This is a genomic window from Methylobacterium sp. Ger2507, from assembly GCF_055231875.1.
Genome location: NZ_JBUYVC010000001.1, coordinates 1,699,672 through 1,722,270, shown reverse-complemented (window position 1 = coordinate 1,722,270; position 22,599 = coordinate 1,699,672). Strand labels below are relative to the sequence as shown.

At 70.9% G+C, this 22,599-nt stretch carries 22 protein-coding genes; 9 read left to right on the top strand and 13 right to left on the bottom strand.

From position 1 onward, the window contains the following. Nucleotides 1-205 precede the first annotated feature (205 nt). Nucleotides 206-1,762 carry a D-alanyl-D-alanine carboxypeptidase family protein gene (locus ACV7NL_RS07995; protein ID WP_463355358.1) on the bottom strand — a complete coding sequence of 519 codons (1,557 nt, stop codon included), beginning with the start codon at nt 1,760-1,762 and terminating at the stop codon, nt 206-208. 406 nt (nt 1,763-2,168) lie between these two features. Between ACV7NL_RS07995 and queE the strand changes: the two genes are divergently transcribed. From queE to queC, 3 genes are read left to right on the top strand one after another with little or no spacing between them, the layout of a single operon-like run. Beyond that, on the top strand, nt 2,169-2,801 hold the full coding sequence (gene queE / locus ACV7NL_RS07990) for a 7-carboxy-7-deazaguanine synthase (RefSeq protein ID WP_056484046.1): 633 nt from the start codon (nt 2,169-2,171) through the stop codon (nt 2,799-2,801). A gap of 45 nt (nt 2,802-2,846) precedes the next feature. After that, nucleotides 2,847-3,212 carry a 6-carboxytetrahydropterin synthase QueD gene (gene queD, locus ACV7NL_RS07985; protein ID WP_056179360.1) on the top strand — a complete coding sequence of 122 codons (366 nt, stop codon included), beginning with the start codon at nt 2,847-2,849 and terminating at the stop codon, nt 3,210-3,212. After that, nucleotides 3,209-3,928: a 7-cyano-7-deazaguanine synthase QueC gene (gene queC, locus ACV7NL_RS07980; protein WP_463355357.1), complete on the top strand. Its 720-nt coding sequence runs from the start codon at nt 3,209-3,211 to the stop codon at nt 3,926-3,928. Before queD ends, queC begins: the two co-directional genes overlap by 4 nt. Here queC and ACV7NL_RS07975 read toward each other — a convergent pair. The 4 genes from ACV7NL_RS07975 to ACV7NL_RS07960 form a co-directional block, all read right to left on the bottom strand. Further along, the gene (locus ACV7NL_RS07975; RefSeq protein WP_463355356.1) at nt 3,894-4,892 is read right to left on the bottom strand and encodes a Brp/Blh family beta-carotene 15,15'-dioxygenase; all 999 of its coding nucleotides are present in this window, start codon (nt 4,890-4,892) and stop codon (nt 3,894-3,896) included. The two genes, queC and ACV7NL_RS07975, sit on opposite strands and share 35 nt — an antisense overlap. 4 nt (nt 4,893-4,896) lie before the next feature. Next, complete coding sequence (locus ACV7NL_RS07970) at nt 4,897-5,649, bottom strand: bacteriorhodopsin (RefSeq protein ID WP_463355355.1); 753 nt, start codon at nt 5,647-5,649, stop codon at nt 4,897-4,899. 119 nt (nt 5,650-5,768) lie between these two features. After that, nucleotides 5,769-6,368, bottom strand: coding sequence for a cyclase dehydrase (locus ACV7NL_RS07965; RefSeq protein WP_463355354.1), 600 nt, complete (start codon nt 6,366-6,368; stop codon nt 5,769-5,771). A 39-nt stretch (nt 6,369-6,407) separates the two neighbouring features. Beyond that, entirely contained in the window at nt 6,408-7,580 is a 1,173-nt protein-coding gene (locus ACV7NL_RS07960) for a zinc-dependent alcohol dehydrogenase (protein ID WP_056179346.1), read from the bottom strand. A 285-nt stretch (nt 7,581-7,865) separates the two neighbouring features. On the opposite strand from ACV7NL_RS07960, the gene ACV7NL_RS07955 reads away from it, so the two are divergent. Continuing rightward, nucleotides 7,866-8,312, top strand: coding sequence for a DMT family transporter (locus ACV7NL_RS07955; protein ID WP_056179343.1), 447 nt, complete (start codon nt 7,866-7,868; stop codon nt 8,310-8,312). Between the two features lie 25 nt (nt 8,313-8,337). Here the strand turns inward: ACV7NL_RS07955 and ACV7NL_RS07950 are convergent, their stop codons facing one another. The 3 genes from ACV7NL_RS07950 to ACV7NL_RS07940 are packed head-to-tail and all read right to left on the bottom strand — an operon-like array spanning nt 8,338 to nt 11,572. After that, nucleotides 8,338-8,781, bottom strand: a complete 444-nt coding sequence (locus ACV7NL_RS07950) for a secondary thiamine-phosphate synthase enzyme YjbQ (protein WP_443136715.1) — start codon at nt 8,779-8,781, stop codon at nt 8,338-8,340. A gap of 23 nt (nt 8,782-8,804) precedes the next feature. Then, complete coding sequence (locus ACV7NL_RS07945) at nt 8,805-10,529, bottom strand: cisplatin damage response ATP-dependent DNA ligase (RefSeq protein ID WP_463355353.1); 1,725 nt, start codon at nt 10,527-10,529, stop codon at nt 8,805-8,807. After that, nucleotides 10,526-11,572: a ligase-associated DNA damage response exonuclease gene (locus ACV7NL_RS07940; RefSeq protein WP_247634987.1), complete on the bottom strand. Its 1,047-nt coding sequence runs from the start codon at nt 11,570-11,572 to the stop codon at nt 10,526-10,528. The genes ACV7NL_RS07945 and ACV7NL_RS07940 overlap by 4 nt, the downstream gene beginning before the upstream one ends. A gap of 41 nt (nt 11,573-11,613) precedes the next feature. Here ACV7NL_RS07940 and ACV7NL_RS07935 point away from each other — a divergent pair, with 41 nt between their 5' ends. Both ACV7NL_RS07935 and ACV7NL_RS07930 read left to right on the top strand, forming a co-directional pair. After that, nucleotides 11,614-12,558 carry a class I SAM-dependent DNA methyltransferase gene (locus ACV7NL_RS07935; protein ID WP_463355352.1) on the top strand — a complete coding sequence of 315 codons (945 nt, stop codon included), beginning with the start codon at nt 11,614-11,616 and terminating at the stop codon, nt 12,556-12,558. A 261-nt stretch (nt 12,559-12,819) separates the two neighbouring features. Beyond that, on the top strand, nt 12,820-13,557 hold the full coding sequence (locus tag ACV7NL_RS07930; protein ID WP_056179325.1) for a YoaK family protein: 738 nt from the start codon (nt 12,820-12,822) through the stop codon (nt 13,555-13,557). Nucleotides 13,558-13,591: 34 nt separating this feature from the next. Here ACV7NL_RS07930 and arfB read toward each other — a convergent pair whose 3' ends face one another. Then, entirely contained in the window at nt 13,592-14,014 is a 423-nt protein-coding gene (gene arfB / locus ACV7NL_RS07925) for an alternative ribosome rescue aminoacyl-tRNA hydrolase ArfB (protein WP_056179322.1), read from the bottom strand. A 39-nt stretch (nt 14,015-14,053) separates the two neighbouring features. Further along, nucleotides 14,054-14,350: a BolA family protein gene (locus ACV7NL_RS07920; protein WP_056484023.1), complete on the bottom strand. Its 297-nt coding sequence runs from the start codon at nt 14,348-14,350 to the stop codon at nt 14,054-14,056. 152 nt (nt 14,351-14,502) lie between these two features. Here ACV7NL_RS07920 and ACV7NL_RS07915 point away from each other — a divergent pair, with 152 nt between their 5' ends. The 3 genes from ACV7NL_RS07915 (at nt 14,503) to cobT (ending at nt 18,337) form a co-directional block, all read left to right on the top strand. Next, nucleotides 14,503-15,129 carry a J domain-containing protein gene (locus ACV7NL_RS07915; RefSeq protein WP_463355351.1) on the top strand — a complete coding sequence of 209 codons (627 nt, stop codon included), beginning with the start codon at nt 14,503-14,505 and terminating at the stop codon, nt 15,127-15,129. 285 nt (nt 15,130-15,414) lie between these two features. Beyond that, nucleotides 15,415-16,398, top strand: coding sequence for a cobaltochelatase subunit CobS (gene cobS, locus ACV7NL_RS07910; RefSeq protein WP_056179310.1), 984 nt, complete (start codon nt 15,415-15,417; stop codon nt 16,396-16,398). Nucleotides 16,399-16,435: 37 nt separating this feature from the next. Beyond that, nucleotides 16,436-18,337: a cobaltochelatase subunit CobT gene (gene cobT, locus ACV7NL_RS07905; protein ID WP_463355350.1), complete on the top strand. Its 1,902-nt coding sequence runs from the start codon at nt 16,436-16,438 to the stop codon at nt 18,335-18,337. A 33-nt stretch (nt 18,338-18,370) separates the two neighbouring features. Here cobT and addA read toward each other — a convergent pair whose 3' ends face one another. The 3 genes from addA to ACV7NL_RS07890 are packed head-to-tail and all read right to left on the bottom strand — an operon-like array spanning nt 18,371 to nt 22,542. After that, a complete protein-coding gene (gene addA / locus ACV7NL_RS07900) occupies nt 18,371-21,862 on the bottom strand; it encodes a double-strand break repair helicase AddA (RefSeq protein WP_463355349.1) in 3,492 nt (1,163 codons plus the stop codon). After that, nucleotides 21,859-22,107: a hypothetical protein gene (locus tag ACV7NL_RS07895; protein WP_056484558.1), complete on the bottom strand. Its 249-nt coding sequence runs from the start codon at nt 22,105-22,107 to the stop codon at nt 21,859-21,861. Before ACV7NL_RS07895 ends, addA begins: the two co-directional genes overlap by 4 nt. Nucleotides 22,108-22,128: 21 nt before the next feature. Further along, nucleotides 22,129-22,542 (bottom strand): PIN domain-containing protein, encoded by a 414-nt coding sequence (locus tag ACV7NL_RS07890; protein WP_056484014.1) that lies wholly within the window; start codon nt 22,540-22,542, stop codon nt 22,129-22,131. Between the last annotated feature and the right edge of the window lie 57 nt (nt 22,543-22,599).

Here is a 22,599-nt window from a genome sequence, read left to right as displayed (position 1 = left end):
GTGTCTGGATTCCGGGCTCCGCTCCGCGGCCCCGGAATGACGCGGTGTTGCATCGGGCCTGTGGGCGAGCACGTCAGCAATGCGCTCTGCCCTCGTCGCGCGCTGACCGAAGGTGGACGGCTCGGGGGCCGAGCGTGGGCGTGCGATAGCCCGCCCGGCCATCAACCCGCCCGCGCGACGCGAACGCGAATGCCGGGAGGCCGTCCTACTCGTCGGCCTGGGCCTTGCCGGCCGACTTGGTGGCCTTCGCCTTCGCGGCAGCACCGGCCGGCTTGCGCTCGGCCTTCGCATCGGTCTTGCCCCCAGCCTTCGCCGCCGGCTTCTTAACGGTGCCGACCTTCAGCTTCGGGGCGCCCTCCAGCACGGGCGTCGAGTCGGCGGGAGCGTAGGCGCTGGCCGTGGCCGGAACGCCGGCCTTGCCGCGGGCGAGCGCCTTCTTCGGCTCGGGCTTGGTGGCGGGATTGGTGGCGGGCTTGGCAGCCGTCTTCGCCGATCCGGCTGCGGCGCTCTTCGCCTGTCGGGCAGCCTGGGCCGCCTCGCGCTTGGCCGCGACCGCGTCGAGCTTGGCCTTGCGGGCCTCGGCGACCTTGGCCGCCTTCTCGGCCTTCTCGGCCTCTTCCTGCTCGTTGAGCGCGATGGCGCCTTCGGCCGGATCGCGCCCGATCCAGACCAGGATCGGCTGCAGCGGCGCGCGCGGCGGCAGGGCGCGGTTGCGCAGGGCCGCGCTGTTCATGGTGGCGAAGGCCAGCGCCGCGGAGGGCGGCGCGGCGGCGGCCATCAGCTGCGCGTTGGCGTTGTCGGCGCTGGCTCCGGCGGCGCCCGCGCTCGCCGTGATGGCGCCCTGGCCCTCGTCCACCGGCATCGGCTTCTTGCGGTCGCAGATATAGGGCCGCAGGTCCGGAGGCTCGGAGACGCCCGAGGTCGGCAGGGCGTCGAGGGTCTGGGCCCCCCAACCCGGGGACTGGCCGAAGCCGTAATCGAACAGATCGGCGGCCTTCAGGTCGCGCTCGCGGGCGCTGGGCTGGCCCATCACCACCGTGAGGATGCGGCGGCCGTTGCGGGTCGCGGTGGCCACCACGTTGAAGCCGCCCGAGCAGATGAACCCGGTCTTCATGCCGTCGGCGCCGGCATAGCGCCCGAGCAGGCCGTTGTGATTGGCCATGACCGAGCGGCCGAACTGGATGGCGCTGATCGAGAACAAAGCCCGGCTCTCGGGGAAATCGCGGATGAGGGCGCGGCCGAGAACGGCCATGTCGCGGGCCGACGTCCATTGCCGGGCATCCGGCAGGCCGTTCGGATTGGTCCAGCGGCTTTCCCGCATGCCGATGCGCTGAGCGGTCTCGTTCATCATCTGGGCGAAGCCCTCGACCGAGCCGCCGAGATTCTCGCCGATCGCCCAGGCCACGTCGTTGGCCGACTTGACCATGATGATCTTCAGGGCGTTGTCGAGGGTGAGCTTGGTGCCCGGCCGGAAGCCCATCTTCGAGGGCGGCTCGGCGGCGGCCGCCGGCGAGATCGTCAGGAGCGTGTCGAGGGAGAGCTTGCCCTGCCGCACCAGGTCGAGGGCGACGTAGGCGGTCATCAGCTTGGTGATGGAGGCGGGAAACCACGGGTCGGTGGCCGCCTGGCCGTAGATCACCTTGCCGGAATCGACGTCGACCACCAGGATCGGGGCCGTCACGGCGCTCGCGGGTCCGGCGCCGAGCAATCCCGCCGCCACCGCGAGACCAACGACGAGCCGCCTCAACAATCCGTTCGACATCAGGCCTGTCTCAGAAAGGAACGCAACGGCGCGATCGAGGATCGGCCTGGGAGGACGGCCGGTCAACGGCCAAGCTTGCATGCCATCGACCTGGGGCGGCATCAAGCGCCGATGCGCAGGTCGCCGGAGGGTGGCACGACCCCCATCAAGACGGGTTCCGTGGCAACAGCATGGCGGACCGTCTCGCAGATGCGAGGAGTCGGCAATTACATGGTATAGGCCGGTTCAGCGCATGGGTGGGTGCCGCCTCGGCGCTGTGGTGCCGACGCCGCACGGCCCTTATGTGCGCGGGAGCCATCTTTGGCAGGCGCCGGGGTTCTGCTGGGCGCCGGGCGATGGCACGAGAGTCTTGCAAGGCCTAAGGAGCGCCGGCCGGGTCGATGCGGGGTCGGGCGCCGAGGACGTGATGGGTTACGCGGTCAAGGAACTGTTCCACACTCTCCAGGGCGAGGGCGCGCAGGCGGGCCGCGCCGCGGTGTTCTGCCGCTTTGCCGGCTGCAATCTCTGGTCCGGCCGCGAGGAGGACCGCGCCACCGCCGCCTGCCGGTTCTGCGACACCGACTTCATCGGGATGGATGGCGAGGGCGGCGGGCGGTTCTCCACCGCGCCGGATCTGGCCGACGCCATCGCGAAAACCTGGGCGGGCGGGCCGCGCCACCGCTACGTCGTCTTCACCGGCGGCGAGCCCCTGCTCCAGCTCGACGAGGCCCTGATCGCCGCCGTCCACGCGCAGGGCTTCGAGATCGCGGTCGAGACCAACGGCACCCTGGCGGCCCCGCCGGGCATCGACTGGATCTGCGTCAGCCCGAAGGCCGGCAACCCCATCGTCCAGCGCAGCGGCCACGAGCTGAAGCTGGTCTTCCCGCAGGCCGAGGCCACCCCGGACGCCTTCGCGGATCTCGATTTCCGCCACCACTGGCTCCAGCCGATGGACGGGCCGGACCGGCTCGCCAACACCGCCGAGGCCGTGGCCTATTGCCGGCGCGACGCGCGCTGGCGCCTGTCGCTCCAGACCCACAAGATCATCGGGATTCCGTGAGGAACCCCGCAGGATCCCGTCCGCTCGCACGATGAAGATCACCCGATGAAAATCACCCAAGCCTTCACCTTCGAGGCGGCCCACCGCCTGCCGAACGTGCCCGAGACCCATCGCTGCCACCGCATGCACGGGCATTCCTACCGGGTCGAACTCACCCTCTCGGGCGCCATCGACCCGGCCACCGGCTGGGTGGTGGATTTCTTCGACGTGGAGCACGCCTTCGCGCCGGTCCTGGCCCGCCTCGACCATTATTGCCTCAACGAGATCGAGGGGCTGGAGAATCCCACCGCCGAGCACATCGCGGCCTGGATCTGGGAGCGCACCAAGGCGGCGCTGCCGGCCCTCTCCTCCGTGAAGGTCTACGAGACGCCGATGTCCTGGGCCGAGTACGAGGGCGAGAGCCACCGATGAGCGCGGGCAGCGCCCTGGTCCTGTTCTCCGGGGGACAGGATTCGACGACCTGCCTCGCCTGGGCCCTGCAGCGCTTCGAGCGCGTGGAGACACTGGGCTTCGATTACGGCCAGCGCCACCGCATCGAACTCGACTGCCGGGACACCCTGCGGCGGGGCATCGCCGCCCTGAAACCCGAATGGGCGGCGCGCCTCGGCGAGGATCACACCCTGGCGCTGGACGCCCTCGGGCAGGTCTCCGAGACCGCGCTGACCCGCGATACCGCCATCGCGTTCGAGGCGGGCGGTCTGCCCAACACCTTCGTGCCGGGCCGCAACCTGCTGTTCCTCACCTTCGCGGCGGCGCTCGCCTACCGTCGGTCGCTGACGCATCTCGTCGGCGGCATGTGCGAGACCGATTATTCCGGCTACCCGGATTGCCGGGACGACACCATCAAGGCGCTGCAGGTGGCGCTCAACCTCGGCATGGATCGCCGCTTCGTGCTGCACACGCCGCTGATGTGGATCGACAAGGCCGAGACCTGGCGGCTGGCCGAAGACCTCGGCGGCCGGGCGCTCGTCGACCTCATCGTCGAGGACAGCCACACCTGCTATCTCGGCACCCGCGGCGACCGCCATCCCTGGGGCCACGGCTGCGGCCAGTGCCCGGCCTGCGACCTGCGCGCCAAGGGGTTCGCCAGATTCACCGCCGAGACGGTGCCGGCTGCGGGCGCCTGATCGGGGCGCAAGCCGGGACCTCCAGCGACGAGGCTCCGAGCCGGCCCGCCAGCCGGTCGAGCAGGACATGCGGCACGGTCAGGGCGGAGAGCATCTGCAGCGTCAGGGCCAGCAGGGCGGCGGCGGCATCCGGGGACCCGGCGGCGTAGAGCGGCCACAGCCCGGCGCCGATCAGGAGCGTCAGGCCGAACACCGGCAGCGACGCGCGCACCGCCCGCGGCATCGTGTCGATGCCGGGCGCCCGGTGCGGGTCGCGCACCAGGGCGCGCATGTGACGGGGTCCGTGCAGACCGACGAAGTACAGGGTGAAGGCGGCAAGCGGCGGCAGCAGCCAGAAGGCGCAGGCGAGCGCGGCCATCTCGGCCAGCACCGTCGGACGACGACGCTGGCCGACGATCCAGCAGGCCGCCAGACCCAGCCAGAGCCACGAGGCGGCGCTCCACCAGACCGGGAGTTGCGGGAGGGCGACCCGCGTGACGGCCGCGAAAAGGCCGACCGTCTCGTCGGGGCGCAGCAGAGCCGGCAGCGCGATCGGCAGAGCCCCGCGCACCAGGGCCTCGAACGGCCGCCCCGGGCCGGCATCCTCCTCCCCGAAATGCATCGCCGAGAGGGCGAGGAAGCCCGCCAGGGTGACGCGGGGCGCGATCTGCCAGGCGACGAGAACCAGCGCCGCGAGGCCGAGATACGGGACCGCGAAGATCCCGAACCAGGCCCGGCCATAGCGTGGGCGCAGCAGGGGCGCCGCCACCGCGCCGTCGAGGGCGCCGTGCGGGACACCGAGGACGATGACGACCGTGAGGGCGACGAGCCAGGAGGCCTCGCGCGGCAGGAGGGTAGAGGCGACCAGCACGAGCGCGACGAACGCACCCGCTGCCGGCAGCAGCCACGCCTCCGCTCCCGCCCAGATCCGGCGGCGCGTTCGAACCGGTGTCCCGCGGAACGGGATGGACGCGCGCGCCGCCATTCCGTCAGGCCGCCCGGCGCAGGGGCGTCGCCGTGGCACGGCCCTCGGCGAGGTCGCGGTCGACGGCGCGGGTGGTCTCCCGGGTGGCCATGATGCCGTAGACGACCTTGGCGGTGAGATCGAGGATCGCCACGACGGCCAGGGCCACGGCCGGCGACAGGATGCCGAGACCGTCCTGTCCAACGAGGAGCACCACCGGATAGGCGCACCACACCGCGGTCAGGAACACGGCGTTGCGCCGGAAATCGGATTGCACGTCGGCCCGCTCGGCCGCGTTCTCCTCGCGCAGCTGGACGAAGATCCCGTAGAACACCGCCGCGAACGCGCCGCACGAGATGGCGAACCAGGTCCACTTGATCCAGGCGACCGTGGACAGGCCGAAGGCCAGGGCCGTGACGATCATGATCAGATCGGAGCCGATCAGACCCCAGACGACGGCCGGGCGGCGCATGCCCGAATGCATCGCGGTGCGCGCGAGGCCGAGCAGCAGCAGGGGCGTGGTGAAGGTCCAGTCGATGTAGCGCGCGAAATAGAACTGGCGCGCGGTGTCGGCCGCCTCGGGACCGGCCGGGAGAAGGATGTTGCCCTGCCCGGTCGCCATCGCGAAATAGGAACAGGCGGCGATGATCGGCACGATCCCGTGGATGATCGTATCCGCCTCCTCGGCCTGGGTGCGGCGCTTGCCCAGGAACAGGATCGTGGCGGCCCCCGCCGCCATGCCGGCAAAGCCGAGCCAAAGCCAGAATTGAGGCGTCATCAAACACTCGTGAGTCAGGGATGAAAAGCGCGCCCCGAACGTGGCGTCACCCCTGCCCAAGTTGTTTCAGCCCGGATCGTTGCCCGCCGCGCGGTCACAGTCGGGTGAGACCGACGCGTCTAGCTCCACGCTCGCAGACTTCCCGGCGTGGTGAAGTCCCGGGGCCGGACGTCGCGGGCGGCGCCGCGCATCGCCGCGACACCCCTCGGAAAGCCGCTGCGGCTCCGGTAATCCGCCCGCACCGGCTCCGAGGGGGCCAGCGGCGCATCCGAGAGCGCCCGGGCGCAGAGCAGATCGACCACGCCGACGCCGGCCAGCGCACCGAGGGCGACGGCGGTGTTGGCGCGATGACGCGGATCGCCGGTGAGGCCCGGCAGCACGGTGGCGAGGTCGAGGCCGTCTCCGGCGACCCGGGCCCAGATCCAGGGCGTCGGATCGTGCGCGCCCAGGATGCCGGCGCCCTGGATGATCTCGCGGACACCGTAGGCCCGCACCAGGGCACCGGCGCGCGGCATGCCGAGCCAGCGGGCGATCGCGTCGCCGCAGGTAACCTCCGTGACCCCGAGGGCGAGGGAGAACCAGCCGAGGCCCCGCGCCACTTGGCGGGTGGACGGATCGGGCCGGCGGCGGCGGTCCGAGGACAGCCGGGCGGACGGGGCGTCGGCTCCCCCGCGTGCGCGGTGGGCGCTCGGCTCCTGACGGGACGCGGATGCGGGCATGCGGGCCTCCTGATTCGGTCTGGATACGGGAGCGGACGGTCAGGGCCGGAGCACGACCTTGATGCAGTTGTCCTTCTTGTCGCGGAAGGTCTTGTAGAGGTCCGGACCGTCCGCCAGTCCGCCCCGGTGGGTGATCACGAAAGACGGGTCGATCTGGCCATCGGCGATGCGGGCGACGAGATCGTCGGTCCAACGGTTGACGTGGGTCTGCCCGGTGCGGAGCGTCAGCCCCTTGTTCATCAGGGCGCCCATCGGGATCTTGTCGACGAGCCCGCCATAGACGCCCGGAATCGAGAGGATGCCGGCCGGGCGACAGACATAGATCATCTCGCGCAGAACCGTGGCCCGGTCGCTCTCCAGCATCATGGCCTGTTTGACCCGGTCGTAGACTTGCTCCAGCGCCCGGGGGGCGTGCGCCTCCATGCCGACGGCGTCGATGCACTTCTCCGGGCCCTTGCCGGAGGTGAGCTGGTTCAGGCGCTCGACGGTGCTCTCGGTGCTGTTGTCGATGGTCACGGCGCCGCCGGCGCGAGCCATCTCCAGGCGCTCGGGCACCCGGTCGATGCACACCACCTGGCGGGCGCCGAGCAGGATCGCAGAGCGGATCGCCATCTGGCCGACGGGACCGGCGCCCCAGATCGCCACCGTGTCGGTGGGCTGGATGTCGGCCTGCACCGCCGCCTGCCAACCGGTCGGGAAGATGTCGCCGAGGAACAGGACCTGCTCGTCGGTGAGCCCGTCCGGCACCTTGATGTGGGTCTTGTCGGCGAAGGGCACGCGGACGTACTCGGCCTGCCCGCCCTGATAGCCGCCGGTGAGGTGGGTGTAGCCGAAGAGCCCGGCGGTGGTGTGCCCGAACGCCTTGGCGGCGAGGTGCTTGTTGCGGTTCGAGCGCTCGCAGACCGAGAAGAAGCCGCGTTTGCACTGGTCGCACTCGCCGCAAATGATGGTGAACGGGATCACCACCCGCTCGCCCTTGCGCAGGGTGCCGTTGACGCCCTTGCCGGTCTCGACCACCTCGCCCATGAACTCGTGGCCCATGACGTCGCCCTTCTCCATGCCGGGCATGAAGTGGTCGTAGAGATGCAGGTCGGATCCGCAGATGGCGCAGGCCGTGACCTTGATGATCGCATCCCGATCGTCCTCGATCCGCGGATCGGGTACAGATTCGCAGCGAATGTCCTGGGCGCCGTGCCAGACTAGTGCCTTCATCGCGTTCCTCCCATCATCCGTGTTCCCATCGCCGATGCTGCGAGAACCGTGAATCCGGGCGTGGGTTCGGTGATCACGCGCTGACGCTCGGGTTTGCGGTGGACCCGAACGACGGGCGGGCTCCCGCCGAACAAGCGTCTTGCGATCGAGGCACGGGCCTGTCCTCGAAACCGATGCGATCCGAAATCAGAAATTGACGGCCGGGCCGTGGGATGGTTGTCGACCCTGACGAGGCGGCTCCGCAGAAAGCCGCGACGCCATCCCGTGCAGGAAAGCATCCGGCCCATGCTCAACCTCGTGCTTCCCCTCGCCCTCTCGATCATGGCGGGCGCCAGCATCGTGGTGCAGCAGGCGTTGATCGCGAACCTGCGGATCGCCCTGAACTCCTCGGCCTGGGCCGGGTTCGCAAGCTACTTCGTGGGGCTACTGTCGATGGTGGTGCTGGCCCTGGCCCTGCGCGATCCGCTGCCGGCGGCGGGCCTGGCGGCGCGCATTCCCTGGTGGGCCTGGAGCGGCGGGTTCTTCGGCGCGGTCTTCATCGCCCTGGCCACCATCCTGGTGCCGCAGCTCGGCGCCGCCACCTTCCTGGCGCTGCTGGTCACCGGACAGATGCTCGCCTCGGTGGCGTTCGACCATTTCGGCTGGCTCGGCCTCGCCCAGCGCGCCCTCGACGGGCCGCGCATGATCGGGGTGGCGCTCCTGATCGGCGGGGTGATCCTGATCCGGCGATGACCAAACCGGCGAGCGGCGCCGGCGATCACGCCCCGAGCGCCTGCAGCACGATCTCACGCCGGTGCGGCCGGTCGCGGTGCTCGACGAGGTAGATCCCCTGCCACGTCCCCAGGGCGAGGCGACCGCCCGCCACCGGGATCGACAGGCTCGAATCCGTCACCATCGTGCGGATATGGGCCGGCATGTCGTCCGGTCCCTCGGCACCGTGGACGTAGCCGGCATGGCGGGGGGCGAGGCCGTCGAGGGCGGTGAGGAGGTCGGTCTGCACGTCCGGGTCGGCGTTCTCCTGGATCGTCAGGGAGGCCGAGGTGTGCCGGCAGAACACCGTGACGAGGCCGTCCGCGATCCCGCTCTGCGCCAGGAACGCCGCCACCGCCCGGGTGATGTCGGTGAAGCCCTGGCCCGGGGTCGAGACCGTGATCGTGGCGCCGGCCTGACGCGTCGCCGCACCGCTGGCGAACCCCTGCATCGCACTGATTTTTCCCGCCGGCCTCATCCTTGCGCCTCCGTCAGGGTTTCGCCCGGCGCGATCTCGCGCTCGCCGCGGGCCAGGATGATCTCCAGGGCGTCGATCCGGTCGGCCTCCGCCGCCGGCTTGTCCCAGCGGATGCGGGCCACCCGGGGAAACCGCATGGCGACGCCGGATTTGTGCCGGGTCGAGCGCTGGACGCCCTCGAAGGCGATCTCCAGCACGAGGCCGTGGTCGAGGCCGTAGGACACCTCGCGCACCGGGCCGAAGCGCTTGGTGGTGTTGTTGCGGACGTAGCGGTCGAGCTTGGCGAGCTCGGCATCGGTGAAGCCGTGATAGGCCTTGCCGACCGGCACGAGTTCGGGCGTGCCGTCCTCGCGGTCGCGCCAGACGCCGAAGGTGTAGTCGGAATAGAACGACGAGCGCTTTCCGTGCCCGCGCTGGGCGTACATCATCACGGTGTCGACGCGGAACGGCTCGCGCTTCCACTTCCACCACGGCCCCTTGGGCCGGCCCGGCAGATAGACGCTGTCGCGGGCTTTCAGCATGACGCCCTCGATGGCGTCGGCATCCTCGCCGGCGCCGACAGCGGCCGGATCGGCGCGCGCGGCGGCCAGCTCGTCCCAGGTGGTGAAGGGCACCAGGGGCGAGAGGTCGATGCGGGCGTGGTCGAGGGCGGCGACGAACGCCTCGAGCCGCTGCCGGCGCGCTTCGAAGGGCAGCGGGCGCAAATCCTCGCCCTCCGCCTGCATCAGGTCGTAGGCGCGGACATGGGCGGGAAACTCCTCCAGCAGCTTCGGCGTCACGGCCTTTCGGTTCAGGCGCTGCTGCAGCACGTTGAAACTCTGCACGCGCTCCTCGCGCAGGATCAGCAATTCGCCGTCGATGGCGCCCGAGAAGGTGATGGCCTCGGCCAGATCCGGGAAGGCGCCGGAGATGTCCTCGCCGGTGCGGGAATAGATCCGCGCCACCTGCACCCCGGCCTCGTCCCGTCCGCCGACGAGCTGGACCCGGATGCCGTCCCATTTCCACTCGCCGGAGAACGCCGCCGGATCGAGTTTTTCGAAATCCGCCTCCTCGTCAATCGGGTGCGAGAGCATCGGCGGCCGGAACGGGGCCGGGTTGAGGGTGGTGGGACGCTCGGCCCGGCCCTCGACCCAGGCGAACAGGGTGGCGTAGGGCGGCTCGAGGCCGTGCCAGACCTCCTCGACCGCATCGGCCTCGTGGCCGCCGAGCGCCCCGATGGCGGTCTTGGCGAGGCGGGCCGAGACGCCGACCCGGAGCGCGCCGGTGATCAGCTTCAGGAGCGCCCAGCGCCCCGTCTCGTCGAGGGCATCGAGCCACGCGGCGATCCGGGCGGGCAGGTCCGCCTTCTTCACGGTGCCGAGGGTCTCGACCACCTCGGCGAGGGTGGGCACGTGCGGGGGCGGGTTGTTGTGGCCCGGGCCGATGACCGACTCGCCATCCTGGACAAGGGGTGCCGGCCAGATCAACGCCGTGGTCTCGGCGAGATCGCCGACGTAGTTGTGCGAGAGCCCGAACAGCACCGGATCGACGCGGGCCTCCACCAGCCCCCGGATCATCGCGGGCTTGGCCTCGCGAAAGCTCAGGCCGCCGGTCATCGCCGCCAGGGCGTAGCCGCGCTCGGGGTCCGGGGCATGGGCGAAGTAATCCTGCAGCAGGCGCAGTTTGGCGTTGCGGCGCGGCTCGTAGGCGAGGCGGTCGAGGAGATGGGCGAAGTCGTTCATGCCACGGCCTCCTCGGTTGCGGCGGTCGGCTCGGACTCGCCGTCGTCGCCGTAGCCGAGCAGGTGCAGGGGCTTGGCCTTGATGCCTTGCGTCCCGCACCAGTGCACCAGCGCGTCCTCCTGCCCGTGGGTGACCCAGACCTCGCCGGCCCCGGTCTCCCGGATCGTGCGGCACAGGTCCGGCCAGTCGGAATGGTCGGAGATGCAGAGCGGGAGTTCGACGCCCTTCTGGCGCGCCCGGGCCCGCACCCGCATCCAGCCGGAGGCGAACGCCGTGACGGGGTCGGGGAATTTTCTCGACCACACGTCCTGAATCGAGGAGGGCGGGCACAGCACGATGGCGCCGTGCAGCTTGCCGCGCTCGGTGGCCACCACCTTGGGGGTCTCGCCCAGCGCAATCCCCTCCTGCTTGTAGAGCTCGGTCAGCTTTTCCATGGCGCCGTGCAGGTAGATCGGCCGGTCGTAGCCGGCCTCCCGCAGCAGGGCCATCACCCTCTGCGCCTTGCCGAGCGCGTAGGCGCCGACGATGTGGGCGCGCTCGGGAAACAGGGCCACCGAATCGATGAGCTTGCGCACCTCGTCGCGGGTGTCCGGCATCCGGAACACCGGCAGGCCGAAGGTCGCCTCGGTGATGAAGACATCGCAGGGCACCACCTCGAACGGCAGGCAGGTCGGATCGTAGGCGCGCTTGTAATCGCCCGAGACCACCACCCGCACGCCCTGCGCCTCGATCGCGATCTGGGCCGAGCCGAGCACGTGCCCGGCGGGGGCGAAGCGCACGGTGACGTCGCCGATGCGGATCGCCTCGCCCAGGGGCGCCTCCTGCCGGCTCTCGCAAAAATCGGCTCCGTAGCGCACCGCCATGATGCGCAGGGTCTCGGGCGTCGCCATCACCCGGCCGTGACCCGCCCGGGCATGGTCGGCATGGCCGTGGGTGATGAGGGCGCGGGGCACCGGCCAGGTCGGGTCGACGTGAAAGCCACCGAGGGGGCAGTACAGCCCCTCCCGGGTCAGGGTGAGAAGATCGCTGGCGCTGAATGTCATCGGCGCGGCATATAGGGCGCCCGAGGCCCACGCGCAGCCACATGTCCCGCACGATCACCTCCGGCGACTTCCTCGCCGACCGGCGCTACGCCTATGCCCAGGCCTGCCTCGACGAGGGCGACCCCGACGCCGCCGCCGAGATGGCCGAGCAATGCCTGGAGATCGCGCCCCGCTTCGCCCCGGCCTGGTTCCTCCTCGGCCGCGCCCGCGAGGCCCGCCATGGCCGGACCGGTCGGCCCGACGACCATCATGCCGCCCTGCGCGCCTACGCCAATGCGCTGGAGATCGACCCCGACGACGCGCAAGGCGCGCGCATCGCCCTGGTGCGGATCGGCGCGGGCGCGGCCCTCACGGCGATCTCGCCGGGCTACGTGCGGGCGCTGTTCGACGCCTATGCCCCGCGCTTCGACCGCCACCTCGTCGGCGGCCTGGCCTATCGCGGGCCGGACCTGCTGGTGGAGGCCCTCGATGCGCTGGTGGGGAGCGGCACGCCGCTCGGCCGGGTGATCGATCTCGGCTGCGGCACCGGGCTCGTCGGCGCCGCCCTCGGCCACCGGCCGACCCATCTCACCGGGATCGACCTGTCGCCCCGGATGCTGGCCGAGGCCGCCCGGCGCGGCAGCTATCACCGGCTGGTGGAGGGTGAACTCGTCGCCGCCCTGGCGGCCGAAGCGGCCGGCAGCGCCGATTGCGTCACCGCGGCCGATGTCCTGATCTATGTCGGCGACATGGTCGGGATGCTGGCCGGCGCCGCACGGGTTCTGCGGCCGGGCGGGCACCTCGCCTTCACGGTCCAGTCCCACCCCGGCGACGGATGGGTGCTCGGGCCGGATGCCCGCTACGCCCATGGCGACCCCCTGGTGCGGGACACCCTGACGCGTTCCGGCTTCACGCCGGAGACCCTCGCGCCTGCCGTGATCCGCCGCGAGAACGGGGCCGACGTGGCGGGCCGGATCGTGGTGGCGCGTCGTGATGGCACGTCGTGAGGGCATGTCGTGAGGGCACGGCTTGCGCGGCGATCACGATCCCGTTGCGCCCCTTGAACCCGGGCGGGCAACACGGTTGAACCAAAACTCAGGGTCGCTGTTGCCAGCCGGGACCCAGGCGCTTCAGGCGCACCGGGCCCCGTCCGCGTCGCGCCGCCCCTGACGGCATCATCGGCTTGCCTCGGTGCTGTCCCGACCGCCTTCTGCCGACTGTGTCGCCCCGCGCAGACCGGCACGCCCCACAAGCACATTGGAGATCTCATGGCAGAGCCGCAGAACAAGTCGTTTCCGGCGAGCGCCGCGACGCGGATTCCCTTCGCGCTGGCGCTCTCGGCGGTGGCGGGCTGCGCCGATTCCATCGGCTTCCTCGAATTCTCACAGCTGTTCATGTCGTTCATGAGCGGGAACACGACGCGCTTCGGCGTGTCGGTGAGCCGGTTCGACTGGGAGAGCACCTCGCGGGTCGCCTCCGTCATCGTGCTGTTCTGCTTCGGCGCCTTTGCCGGAACCCTGATCGCCGCCTGGGTCGGGCGCTGGCGCCTGTCGGTGCTGCTCCTGCTGCAATCCGTCCTGCTCACCATCGGCCTGATCGTCCCGCACGGGACCTTCGCGTTCCCGCTCCACGCCTATCCCATCGTGATCGCGCTCGGCCTTCAGAACGCGACCCTGCAGGACGAGGGCGGGCGCAGCCTCGCGCTCACCTACGTGACCGGTGCGGTGGTGCGGTTCGGAACCGGCCTCGCGAACCTGCTCCTCGGCACAGTGGCGCCCTCGTTCTGGATCCAGGCGCCGCTCTGGGCGGCGCTCAGCACCGGCGCGGTCATCGGCGGCTTCCTGCAGATGCGTTACGGCGAGGACGCCTTCCTGTTTCCCGCGGCCGTCTCGGCCCTCCTGGCGATCATCGCCCTCGGGTTGACCATCGCCAAGCCCGGCAGCGCCTATGTCAGCGGCGAGGTCGAGACGCACCCGCCGGACGGCACGGCGGCGGTCCGGCCCTGATCGGCGCCGCCCGCGCCGGGGCGGTCCCACCGCCCTAATCGGCGCCCCCGCTCCCGCGCAGGCGCTTGGTCGCGCTCCGCTTCGACTTATCGTCGAGGCGGCGCTTCTTCGAGGCGAGAGTCGGCCGCGTGGCGCGGCGCGGCGTCGGCGGCACCGCCGCCTCGGCCACGAGTTCGGCCAGCCGCTCGCGGGCGTCGGCCCGGTTGCGATCCTGGGTCCGGAAGCGCTGGGCGCTGATCACGATGACGCCGTCCACCGTGAGGCGCCGGCCGGCCAGCCGCATCAGCCGCACCGCCACGGCGTCGGGCAGGGAGGCCGAACGCCGGGCGTCGAAGCGCAGCTGCACGGCGGTGGAAAGTTTGTTGACGTTCTGGCCGCCGGGACCGGAGGCGCGCACGAACGTCTCCTCGAGTTCCGCCTCGTCGATGGCGATATGGGGCGTGCAATGCAGGGCCAAAGCGGCGTCTCGTCTCTCGCTCGGGGCGTCGTTGCGCGATCAGGCCGCCTCGGCAGGGGTGCGGGCGCGCACCGCCAGGGCGTGAAGACCGCGCTTGAAGGCCGGATCGAGGGCCGCATTGACGATCCTGTGCCGGTCCACCCGGCTCTTGCCCTCGAACGCCGCCGCCACGACATCCAATCGGAAATGCGTCTCGCCCTCGGGCCGGGCGCCCATGTGCCCCGCATGCAGGTGGGATTCATCGATGACCTGCAGGGCCACCGGGGCCAGCTCGGCCTGCAGCGTCTCGGTGATCCACGCCTTCAGGGTGGGGATTGCGGTCGCGTTTTCAGTCATGGCGGGTGGTTCCCTCGTTCGTTCCCGAGCGTTACGTCATGGGTCGCCGGAGCCTCGGCGACCCGCGTTCCGCGTCAACCCCCGACAGCCGCATGCGGCATCAGGCCCGCCGCTCTTGTGTCTCGGACCCACCCCCTCATAATCGCCCCATCATGGATCTCAACTCGCCCCTGTTCGACAGCATCCGCATCAAGCCGTCCTGCGACGAGCCGAAGACGGCTGCGACCCAGACCTGCGAGACCCCGGGGTGCAAGAATCCGGGCCTCTATCGCGCGCCCAAGGGGCGCAAGGCCGAAGGGCAGTACTGGCGCTTCTGCATGGACCACGTGCGCGCCTACAACGCCACCTACAACTACTTCGACGGCATGAACGACGCCGCCGTGCAGGCCTTCCAGAAGGACGCGATCATCGGGCATCGCCCGACCTGGGCGATGGGGGTGAACCCCGCCACCGCCGGCGAGAAGGGCAAGGCCGCCCCGAAGCGCGACTGGGCCTATGTCGATCCGCTGGACATCCTGCGCGCCGAGGGCGTGGGCGAGACCGCCCGGCGCAAGGCCGCGCCCGAGCCGCGCCGGCCCCGGCACTCGGCCGCCACCCTGAAGGCGCTGGACGTGCTCGGCCTCGACGAGACCGCGGATTCGGCCGCCATCAAGGCCCAGTACAAGACCCTGGTGAAGCGCTTCCACCCGGACGCCAATGGCGGCGACCGCTCGTTCGAGGAGCGGTTGCGGGACATCATCCGGGCGCACGATGCGCTTCGGGCCGCGGGACTCTGCTGAGGCGTTCCCCCGCCCGCGCCGGCGACGTTCCGGAGCCCCGAACCGGCCCGGCCGAAGAGTTCCGGCACGATCGATGCACGTTTTCCGGGGCTCCCCTGCTCAAGGTGGGCGGCAATTGCCGCGCGAGGCCCTATATCGTGCGGAGTCACCCCTTGGCGTCGCCCGGCGCCGACCTTTAGATGGCGGTCGCGCGCGGCTCGGTTCCCGAGCCGTCAGACCCCGAAGCCCGAACAGCCTGCGTGTTCCGCGCCCGAAGCCCGGCGCCCGCGCCCCGACGAGGTCCTTATGCTCTCTGACGTCACGCCCGCCTCGCTGCCCGACCGGAAAGTCTCCGTGCGCGAGGCCTTCGGCATCGACCTCGATCTCATGGTGCCGGCCTTCTCGCAGCGCGAGGAGCACGTGCCCGATCTCGACCCGGACTACATCTTCGACCGCGAGACCACCCTGGCGATCCTCGCCGGCTTCGCCCGCAACCGGCGCGTCATGGTCACCGGCTATCACGGGACCGGCAAGTCGACCCATATCGAGCAGGTCGCCGCGCGCCTGAACTGGCCCTGCATCCGGATCAACCTCGACAGCCACGTCTCGCGCATCGACCTCGTCGGCAAGGACGCGATCGTGCTGAAGGACGGCAAGCAGGTCACCGCCTTCCAGGACGGCATCCTGCCCTGGGCGCTCCAGAACAACGTCGCGCTGGTGTTCGACGAGTACGATGCCGGCCGCCCGGACGTGATGTTCGTGATCCAGCGCGTGCTGGAGCTGTCGGGCCGCCTGACACTTCTCGACCAGAAGCGGGTGATCAGCCCTCACCCGGCCTTCCGCCTGTTCGCCACCGCCAACACCGTCGGCCTCGGCGACACCTCGGGCCTCTATCACGGCACGCAGCAGATCAATCAGGGCCAGATGGATCGCTGGTCCATCGTCACCACCCTGAACTACCTGGCCCATGACCGCGAGGTCGACATCGTGCTCTCGAAGGCGGCGCACTACCAGCGCGACGGCGGCCGCGACATCGTCAACCGCATGGTGCGGGTCGCCGACCTGACCCGCAACGCGTTCATGAACGGCGATCTCTCCACCGTCATGAGCCCCCGCACGGTGATCACCTGGGCCGAGAACGCCGACATCTTCCAGGATATCGGCTTCGCCTTCCGGGTGACCTTCCTCAACAAGTGCGACGAGCTCGAGCGCACCCTGGTGGCCGAGTTCTACCAGCGCGCCTTCGGCAAGGATCTGCCCGAGAGCGCGTCGAACGTCGCCCTGAGCTAGTCTCCGTCCCGCTCCTTCGAGGATACCGTCGACCCGCATGTCGATCTCCAACCGCAAAGCCGGCGACCGGCGCGAGCCCGTCGCCGAACCGCTCAAGCGCTCGGTGGCAGGCTGCCTGCGCGCCATCGCCAAGCGCTCCGAGATCGAGGTGGTCTATGCCAGCGACCGCCCGGCCCTGACCGGCGACAAGGCGCGCCTGCCGGAGCCGCCGCGCAAGCTGACGCCGGAGGACGTGGCGATCCTGCGCGGCAACGCCGACTCCATGGCGCTTCGCCTCGGCTGTCACGACGTCGCCGTCCACCGCCGGCTGGCGCCCGAGAACGCCGGCGCCCGCGCGGTGTTCGACGCCGTCGAGCAGGCCCGGGTCGAGGCCATCGGCTCGCGCCGGATGTCCGGCGTCGCCTCGAACCTCTCGGCGATGCTGGAGGACCGCTACCATCGCGGCGGCAAGTACGAGGACATCACCGACCGCGCCGATGCGCCGATGGAGGATGCCGTCGCCCTGATGGTGCGCGAGCGCCTGACCGGCGCCGCTCCCCCGGCCGCGGCCCGGAAGATCGTCGATCTCTGGCGCCCGCATATCGAGGAGAAGGCCGGCCCGAACCTCGACGGGCTGATCGGTTCGATCGAGAACCAGCGCGCCTTCGCCCGCTCGGTGCGCGACCTCCTCAGCTCCCTCGACATGGCGGACGAGACCCCGTTCGATCCCGAGGACGACGACAACGAGGACGAGAACGAGTCGCAGGACGACGAGCAGACTCCCAGCGAGGGCGAGGCCGAGGAGCAGTCGCAGGGCGACCGCTCCGAGATGGAGACCTCGCAGGAGGCCTCCGACGAGTTGCAGGAGGGGGCCACCGAGGCCGCCGACGCTCCGTCCGGCGAACTGCCCGACGAGGCCGAGAACGCTGAATCCGACGAAGCCTCCGAAGCCTGGCGGCCGCCGTCGCAGCGGGCCAACGAGCCGCGCGGACCCGAGTACAAGGTCTTCAATCCACGCTTCGACGAGATCATCCACGCGGAGGATCTCTGCGACGTCGAGGAGCTGGCGCGCCTGCGCACCTATCTCGACAAGCAGCTCGCCCATCTCCAGGGCGTGGTCGGACGCCTGGCGAACCGCCTGCAGCGGCGCCTGCTGGCGCAGCAGAACCGGGCCTGGGACTTCGACCTCGAGGAAGGGCAGCTCGATCCGGCCCGTCTCGTGCGCGTGGTCACCGATCCCTACCAGCCGCTCTCGTTCAAGCGCGAGAAGGACACCAATTTCCGCGATACCGTCGTGACCCTCCTGCTGGACAATTCCGGCTCGATGCGCGGGCGTCCGATCACCGTGGCGGCGACCTGCGCCGACATCCTGGCCCGCACGCTGGAGCGCTGCGGCGTCAAGGTCGAGATTCTGGGCTTCACCACCCGGGCCTGGAAGGGTGGGCAATCGCGCGAGGCGTGGCTGGCGGGCGGCAAGCCGAACGCGCCGGGACGCCTGAACGACCTGCGCCACATCGTCTATAAGAGCGCCGACGCCCCGTGGCGCCGGGCGCGCAAGAACCTCGGGCTGATGATGCGCGAGGGGCTGCTGAAGGAGAATATCGACGGTGAGGCCCTGGACTGGGCGCACAAGCGGCTCCTGGCCCGCCCGGAACAGCGCAAGATCCTGATGGTGATCTCGGACGGCGCGCCGGTCGACGATTCGACCCTCTCGGTCAATCCGGGCAATTATCTCGAGCGCCACCTGCGCTGGATGATCGAGGACATCGAGACCCGCTCGCCGGTGGAGCTGCTCGCCATCGGCATCGGCCACGACGTGACGCGCTATTACCGCCGCGCGGTCACCATCATCGACGCCGAGGAACTCGGCGGCGCGATGACGGAAAAGCTCGCCGAACTCTTCGAGGAGGATTCGGGCGGCGCGGCTCCAACCAAGCGGGCGGCCGGCGGGCGCCGCTAGGCTCCCGCCCTCCCCTCAGACTCCGCCGCCGGCTCAGGCCGCGCGGCGCGACAGGGCGTCGAGGGCTTCGGCGATCTCCGTCGGGTCGAGCCGGCGGATGACCGGACCGGAGGTCCAGACCAGCATCGGGACCACCCGGCGCCCCGGATAGATCTCGGCCAGCAGCGCCGCATAGAGGGCGATCTGCCCGGCCTCGGCGCGCGGCAGCGGCGCGCCCTCGGCGGGCGGGCGGCCGGTCTTGAAATCCGCCACCAGCACGGACTGGTCGGTCAGCGCCAGGCGATCGACCCGACCGAAGACGGGGCGCGACACGCCCCCGACGCGCACGCGCCCGGACAGGGTGACTTCGGCCCGCGCCTCCCGCGCGAAGAGCGGAGCGAGGTCGGGTTCGTCGAGCAGCCGCAAGGTCGCGGCGACGATGCCGGCCTGCTTGGCCCGATCGAGGCCCGGCGAGCGGGCACGGACGAAGGCGGTGGCGGCGGCTTCGCGCTGGGCCGGCTCGATCCGCGGCAGGTGCTCCACCAGCGAGTGGATCAGGGTTCCGCGCCGGCGTGCCTCGCTGTCGGCCTGCCGGCGGCCCGGCTCGCGGCGGGTGTCGGCCGCCCCCAGGGCACCGGACGGGGTCACGGGCGGCGCCGCCTCGATCTCGGACGCCACCGGCGCTTCGAGCCAGGCCGGCAGTTCCGGCGCGACCGGCGCCGCCGATGCCGGAGCGGCGTGCGGCGCCGCGGTGCCGCCATCCCGCCACAGGGTCGCGGGTCCGTGCGGCGTCTCCAAAGCGTCGCCCGGCCCGAATTCCTGCTCCAGACCGGTGCGGATCATCTCGCACCAAGCCGCCTCGCTCGGGGCCTCGTGCCCGCGATAGGGCGCGATGACGAGGCGGTCGGCCGCCCGCGTCATGGCCACGTAGAGGAGGCGGTTGTGCTCCTCGCGGGCACGCGACTGCAGGGTGGCGCGGGCTTGCGTGACGGCGTCGCAATCGCCTGCCTTGGCCCCGGCCCAGACCGGCGGGAGCGGCCGGGCACCCTGGCCGAAGCGCTGCGCCCCCGGCAGCAGCGGCAGCAGCGGCGGATCGTTGCGGCCCAGCGCTTCGCAGCCGTCGATGACGACCACCACCGGAGCCTCCAGCCCCTTGGCGCCGTGGACGGTCATCACCCGGACCTCGTCGCGCCCGGAATCGAGGTCGCGCTTGACGGTGTGGCCCCCCTCCCCGCGTCCCGGGACGATGTCGTAACGGGCGAGAAATCCGCCGAGGGAGGGCGCATCCGGCCCCTGCTCAGCCTGCGCCGCCGTCATCAGGAAGACGTCGATGGCGTCGCCCGCCTCGCCGCCGAGGCGTGAGACCAGGGCGCGGCGCCCGCCCCGGGCCCCCAGCAGCGTCGCGTAGAACCCGAACGGCCCCTCGCAGGCGGCGAGAGCGATCCAGGATTGCAGGGCTTCGTGCCCCCGGATCGCTGCCGGATCGCCGGCCGCGGCGTGGCGCGCCAGGGCATCCTCCAGGGTCTCGTGCAGATCGCGGCGAGCCGCGATCCGGACGAGGTCGTCGTCGTCGAAACCGACCAGCGGCGTCTTGAGGGCGCCCGCCAGGGTCAGGTCGTCGGCCGGCAGCAGCCCGGCCCGGCCCACCGCCACGAGATCGTTGACGGCGATATGGGCGGCGATGTCGAGGCGGTCCTGGCCGGCGACGGGCACGCCGAGGGCCTTCATGGCGCGGATCACCTCCTCGAAGGCGGCCGAGCGCTTGCGCACCAGGATGAGGATGTCGCCGGGCCTCCAGACCCGGCCGGTCTCGTCGCCGGTGGTGATCCAGGTCAGGGCCGCCCGCGCGACCCGGCGCGCGGTGACGATGGCGGGCGCGTTGGTCTCGGGCGCGTCGACCGGCGCCGCCCAGGCATCGGGCTCGGGCTCGTCGGCCGGCTCCTCCAGCGGCCAGAGTTCGACCGCGCCCGGCGCCGAGGCCCGGGCCGTGCTGTGGGTGGTGCCGACGGCGGTGTCCTCGAAGGACAGGCCCTCGTAGTGCTCGGGGATCTTGAAGGTGGCGTCGACCGCCCGCAGGACACCGCCGGCCGAGCGGAACGACAGGTTCAGGTGGACGTCCGAGAAAGCGAGGTCGGCCCCTTGCGCGGCCCGCTGCCATTCCCGGCGCGTGGTCTCGAACTCGCGCGGCTCGGCGCCCTGGAAGCTGTAGATCGACTGCTTCGGATCGCCCACGGCGAAGCGGGTGCGCGCCACCTCGCGGGCGCCCTCGCCGGACGCGAACTCGGCGGTGATGCGGCGCAGGATCTCCCACTGGTGCGGGTTGGTGTCCTGCGCCTCGTCGATGAGGACGTGGTCGACGCCGCGATCGAGCTTGTAGAGCACCCAGGTGGAATCGACCCGGCCGAGGAGGTCGAGGGTCTTGTGGATCAGGTCGTCGAAATCGAGCGCCCCGAGGCGGGCCTTCTGCGTCTCGACCCGGCGGTGGATCTCGGCCGCCAGGGTGAACAGGGCACGGGTGCGCTGAAGGGCCTGGACACCGCGCAACGTGTCCTGCAGCGGCTCCAGCCGGTCGCGCTCGTCGCGCAGGGCCTGCTTGACGTCGTCGGGCACCGCCTTGGTGCCGAGGCTCTTGTCGGCTTTCGGCAGCCCCTCCTTGGTGAAGAAGACGCCGCGATAGATCTCCAGAGCCTCCGCCGGGGACTCGGCGCGAGCGACCTGCACCAGCCGGTCGGCGATGCCCTCGTCGGTGGCCTTGCCGGTCCGCATCCGCGCGGCGACGTCCGTCAGATCGCCGAGAACACCGTCGAGCATGCGGGCCTCGATGGCCTTCACGCTGTCGCCGGGCCGGACCCCGAGGGCGTCGGCGAGCGCGGCGAACGACCCGTCGAGCCCGAAGCGGTCGGCCAGCACGTCCCGCGCCCGCATCGCGTTGCGGATCGCCTTGCGCAGGGCGTCGCCCGTCGCCTCGGGGCCGACGATGGCCAGGGCTTCGCCCAGGTCGGGATAGGCGCCCCCGATGGCGTCGGCCAGGACGTTGCCCGTCTCGATGAGGAAGGCGTCCGCCGCCTGCGTCTCGTCCAGGACGACGAAGCGGGCCGGCACGTTCGCCTCGAAGGGGAACATGTGCAGCAGGCGCTCGCACAGGGCGTGCAGGGTCTCGATCTTCAGGCCGCCCGGCGTCTCGACGGCGCGGGCGAACAGGCGCCGCGCCACCTGCAGCGTCTTTCGCGAGGGGCGCTCGCCCGTCAGCTCGGTGAGTTCCGCCGTCAAGGTGGCGTCGTCGAGGGTGACCCAGCGGCCGAGCACGCGGAACACCCGGATCGACATGTTGGCGGCCGCCGCCTTGGTGAAGGTGAGGCACAGGATGCGGGCCGGTGGCGCCCCGTCGAGGAGCAGGCGCACGACCCGGTCGGTGAGCACCTTGGTCTTGCCCGCCCCCGCATTGGCCGAGACCCAGGCCGAGGCCCGTGGATCGGCGGCGCGGCGTTGCGAATCCTTGGTGAGATCGTCGACGACGAAGGCTTCGCGCATCGTTGTTCCACTCATCGCTCGGGCCTCATCGCGTCGCCGGGCGGTGCCGGCACGTCCGGAGCCCTGTCGAGCAGCGCCAGGGCGGCGCCCACATCGGCGCGCGCGGACCGCTCCTGAAGCGCCCTCAATCCGCGCCGATGACCGAGCCCCTCCGCGATGAAGGCGACCAGCAGCTGATTGATGGAGACATTATCCTCGTCGGCGGCGCTCTTGGCCTGCACCATGACGTGGTCGGGCAGGCGGAGTGCGAAGTTCGGCATGGTCATCTCCTCCTTGATCAATCAGCGGGTCAGAAAGGCCCTGGGGCTCATCGCCAGGATTCCGAAAGCTGACAGGACCGGCTTCCGAAAGTGGCGATCGTGGGTCAGGATGATCTCGGCTCCGGCGGCCAGCGCGCATTCCACGTAGAGGTCATCCTTCGGATCATCCAGAAACGGCCTGAAGCGGAACCACGGCAGGGTCAGAACGGCCGTGGCGCAGAGGGCGTCCAGGATGGCGTCGATCCCGGCTTCGTCGACCCAAGGGTCCGGCCCCAGCAGGCCCGGCCGTTTCAGAACATCCTCGTATTCGAGCACCACCGCCGGCGAGAGGGCGAAAGCGAACCGTTGCGTCAGCATGCCCCTGAGGACGACGTGGGATGCGCCATTCCGTGATCGCAGCGCGCCAAGCACGACATTGGCATCGACGACGATCATGACGCAGAGATGATATCGCCCGCGATATCAGTCAAGTGCGTCTTCCGGGTCATCCCA

Bases quoted from the DNA above. Each gene is read 5' to 3' on its own strand.
- ACV7NL_RS07950 (WP_443136715.1), bottom strand. From the start codon at position 8,781: ATGCAGGGGTTCGCCAGCGGTGCGGCGACGCGTCAGGCCGGCGCCACG.
- ACV7NL_RS07940 (WP_247634987.1), bottom strand. From the start codon at position 11,572: ATGACATTCAGCGCCAGCGATCTTCTCACCCTGACCCGGGAGGGGCTG.
- queD (WP_056179360.1), top strand. From the start codon at position 2,847: ATGAAAATCACCCAAGCCTTCACCTTCGAGGCGGCCCACCGCCTGCCG.
- ACV7NL_RS07930 (WP_056179325.1), top strand. From the start codon at position 12,820: ATGGCAGAGCCGCAGAACAAGTCGTTTCCGGCGAGCGCCGCGACGCGG.
- cobS (WP_056179310.1), top strand. From the start codon at position 15,415: ATGCTCTCTGACGTCACGCCCGCCTCGCTGCCCGACCGGAAAGTCTCC.
- ACV7NL_RS07945 (WP_463355353.1), bottom strand. From the start codon at position 10,529: ATGAACGACTTCGCCCATCTCCTCGACCGCCTCGCCTACGAGCCGCGC.
- ACV7NL_RS07970 (WP_463355355.1), bottom strand. From the start codon at position 5,649: ATGACGCCTCAATTCTGGCTTTGGCTCGGCTTTGCCGGCATGGCGGCG.
- ACV7NL_RS07895 (WP_056484558.1), bottom strand. From the start codon at position 22,107: ATGCCGAACTTCGCACTCCGCCTGCCCGACCACGTCATGGTGCAGGCC.
- ACV7NL_RS07915 (WP_463355351.1), top strand. From the start codon at position 14,503: ATGGATCTCAACTCGCCCCTGTTCGACAGCATCCGCATCAAGCCGTCC.
- ACV7NL_RS07995 (WP_463355358.1), bottom strand. From the start codon at position 1,762: ATGTCGAACGGATTGTTGAGGCGGCTCGTCGTTGGTCTCGCGGTGGCG.
- ACV7NL_RS07920 (WP_056484023.1), bottom strand. From the start codon at position 14,350: ATGACTGAAAACGCGACCGCAATCCCCACCCTGAAGGCGTGGATCACC.
- ACV7NL_RS07960 (WP_056179346.1), bottom strand. From the start codon at position 7,580: ATGAAGGCACTAGTCTGGCACGGCGCCCAGGACATTCGCTGCGAATCT.
- ACV7NL_RS07965 (WP_463355354.1), bottom strand. From the start codon at position 6,368: ATGCCCGCATCCGCGTCCCGTCAGGAGCCGAGCGCCCACCGCGCACGC.
- ACV7NL_RS07935 (WP_463355352.1), top strand. From the start codon at position 11,614: ATGTCCCGCACGATCACCTCCGGCGACTTCCTCGCCGACCGGCGCTAC.
- queC (WP_463355357.1), top strand. From the start codon at position 3,209: ATGAGCGCGGGCAGCGCCCTGGTCCTGTTCTCCGGGGGACAGGATTCG.
- ACV7NL_RS07890 (WP_056484014.1), bottom strand. From the start codon at position 22,542: ATGATCGTCGTCGATGCCAATGTCGTGCTTGGCGCGCTGCGATCACGG.
- cobT (WP_463355350.1), top strand. From the start codon at position 16,436: ATGTCGATCTCCAACCGCAAAGCCGGCGACCGGCGCGAGCCCGTCGCC.
- ACV7NL_RS07955 (WP_056179343.1), top strand. From the start codon at position 7,866: ATGCTCAACCTCGTGCTTCCCCTCGCCCTCTCGATCATGGCGGGCGCC.
- queE (WP_056484046.1), top strand. From the start codon at position 2,169: ATGGGTTACGCGGTCAAGGAACTGTTCCACACTCTCCAGGGCGAGGGC.
- addA (WP_463355349.1), bottom strand. From the start codon at position 21,862: ATGAGTGGAACAACGATGCGCGAAGCCTTCGTCGTCGACGATCTCACC.
- ACV7NL_RS07975 (WP_463355356.1), bottom strand. From the start codon at position 4,892: ATGGCGGCGCGCGCGTCCATCCCGTTCCGCGGGACACCGGTTCGAACG.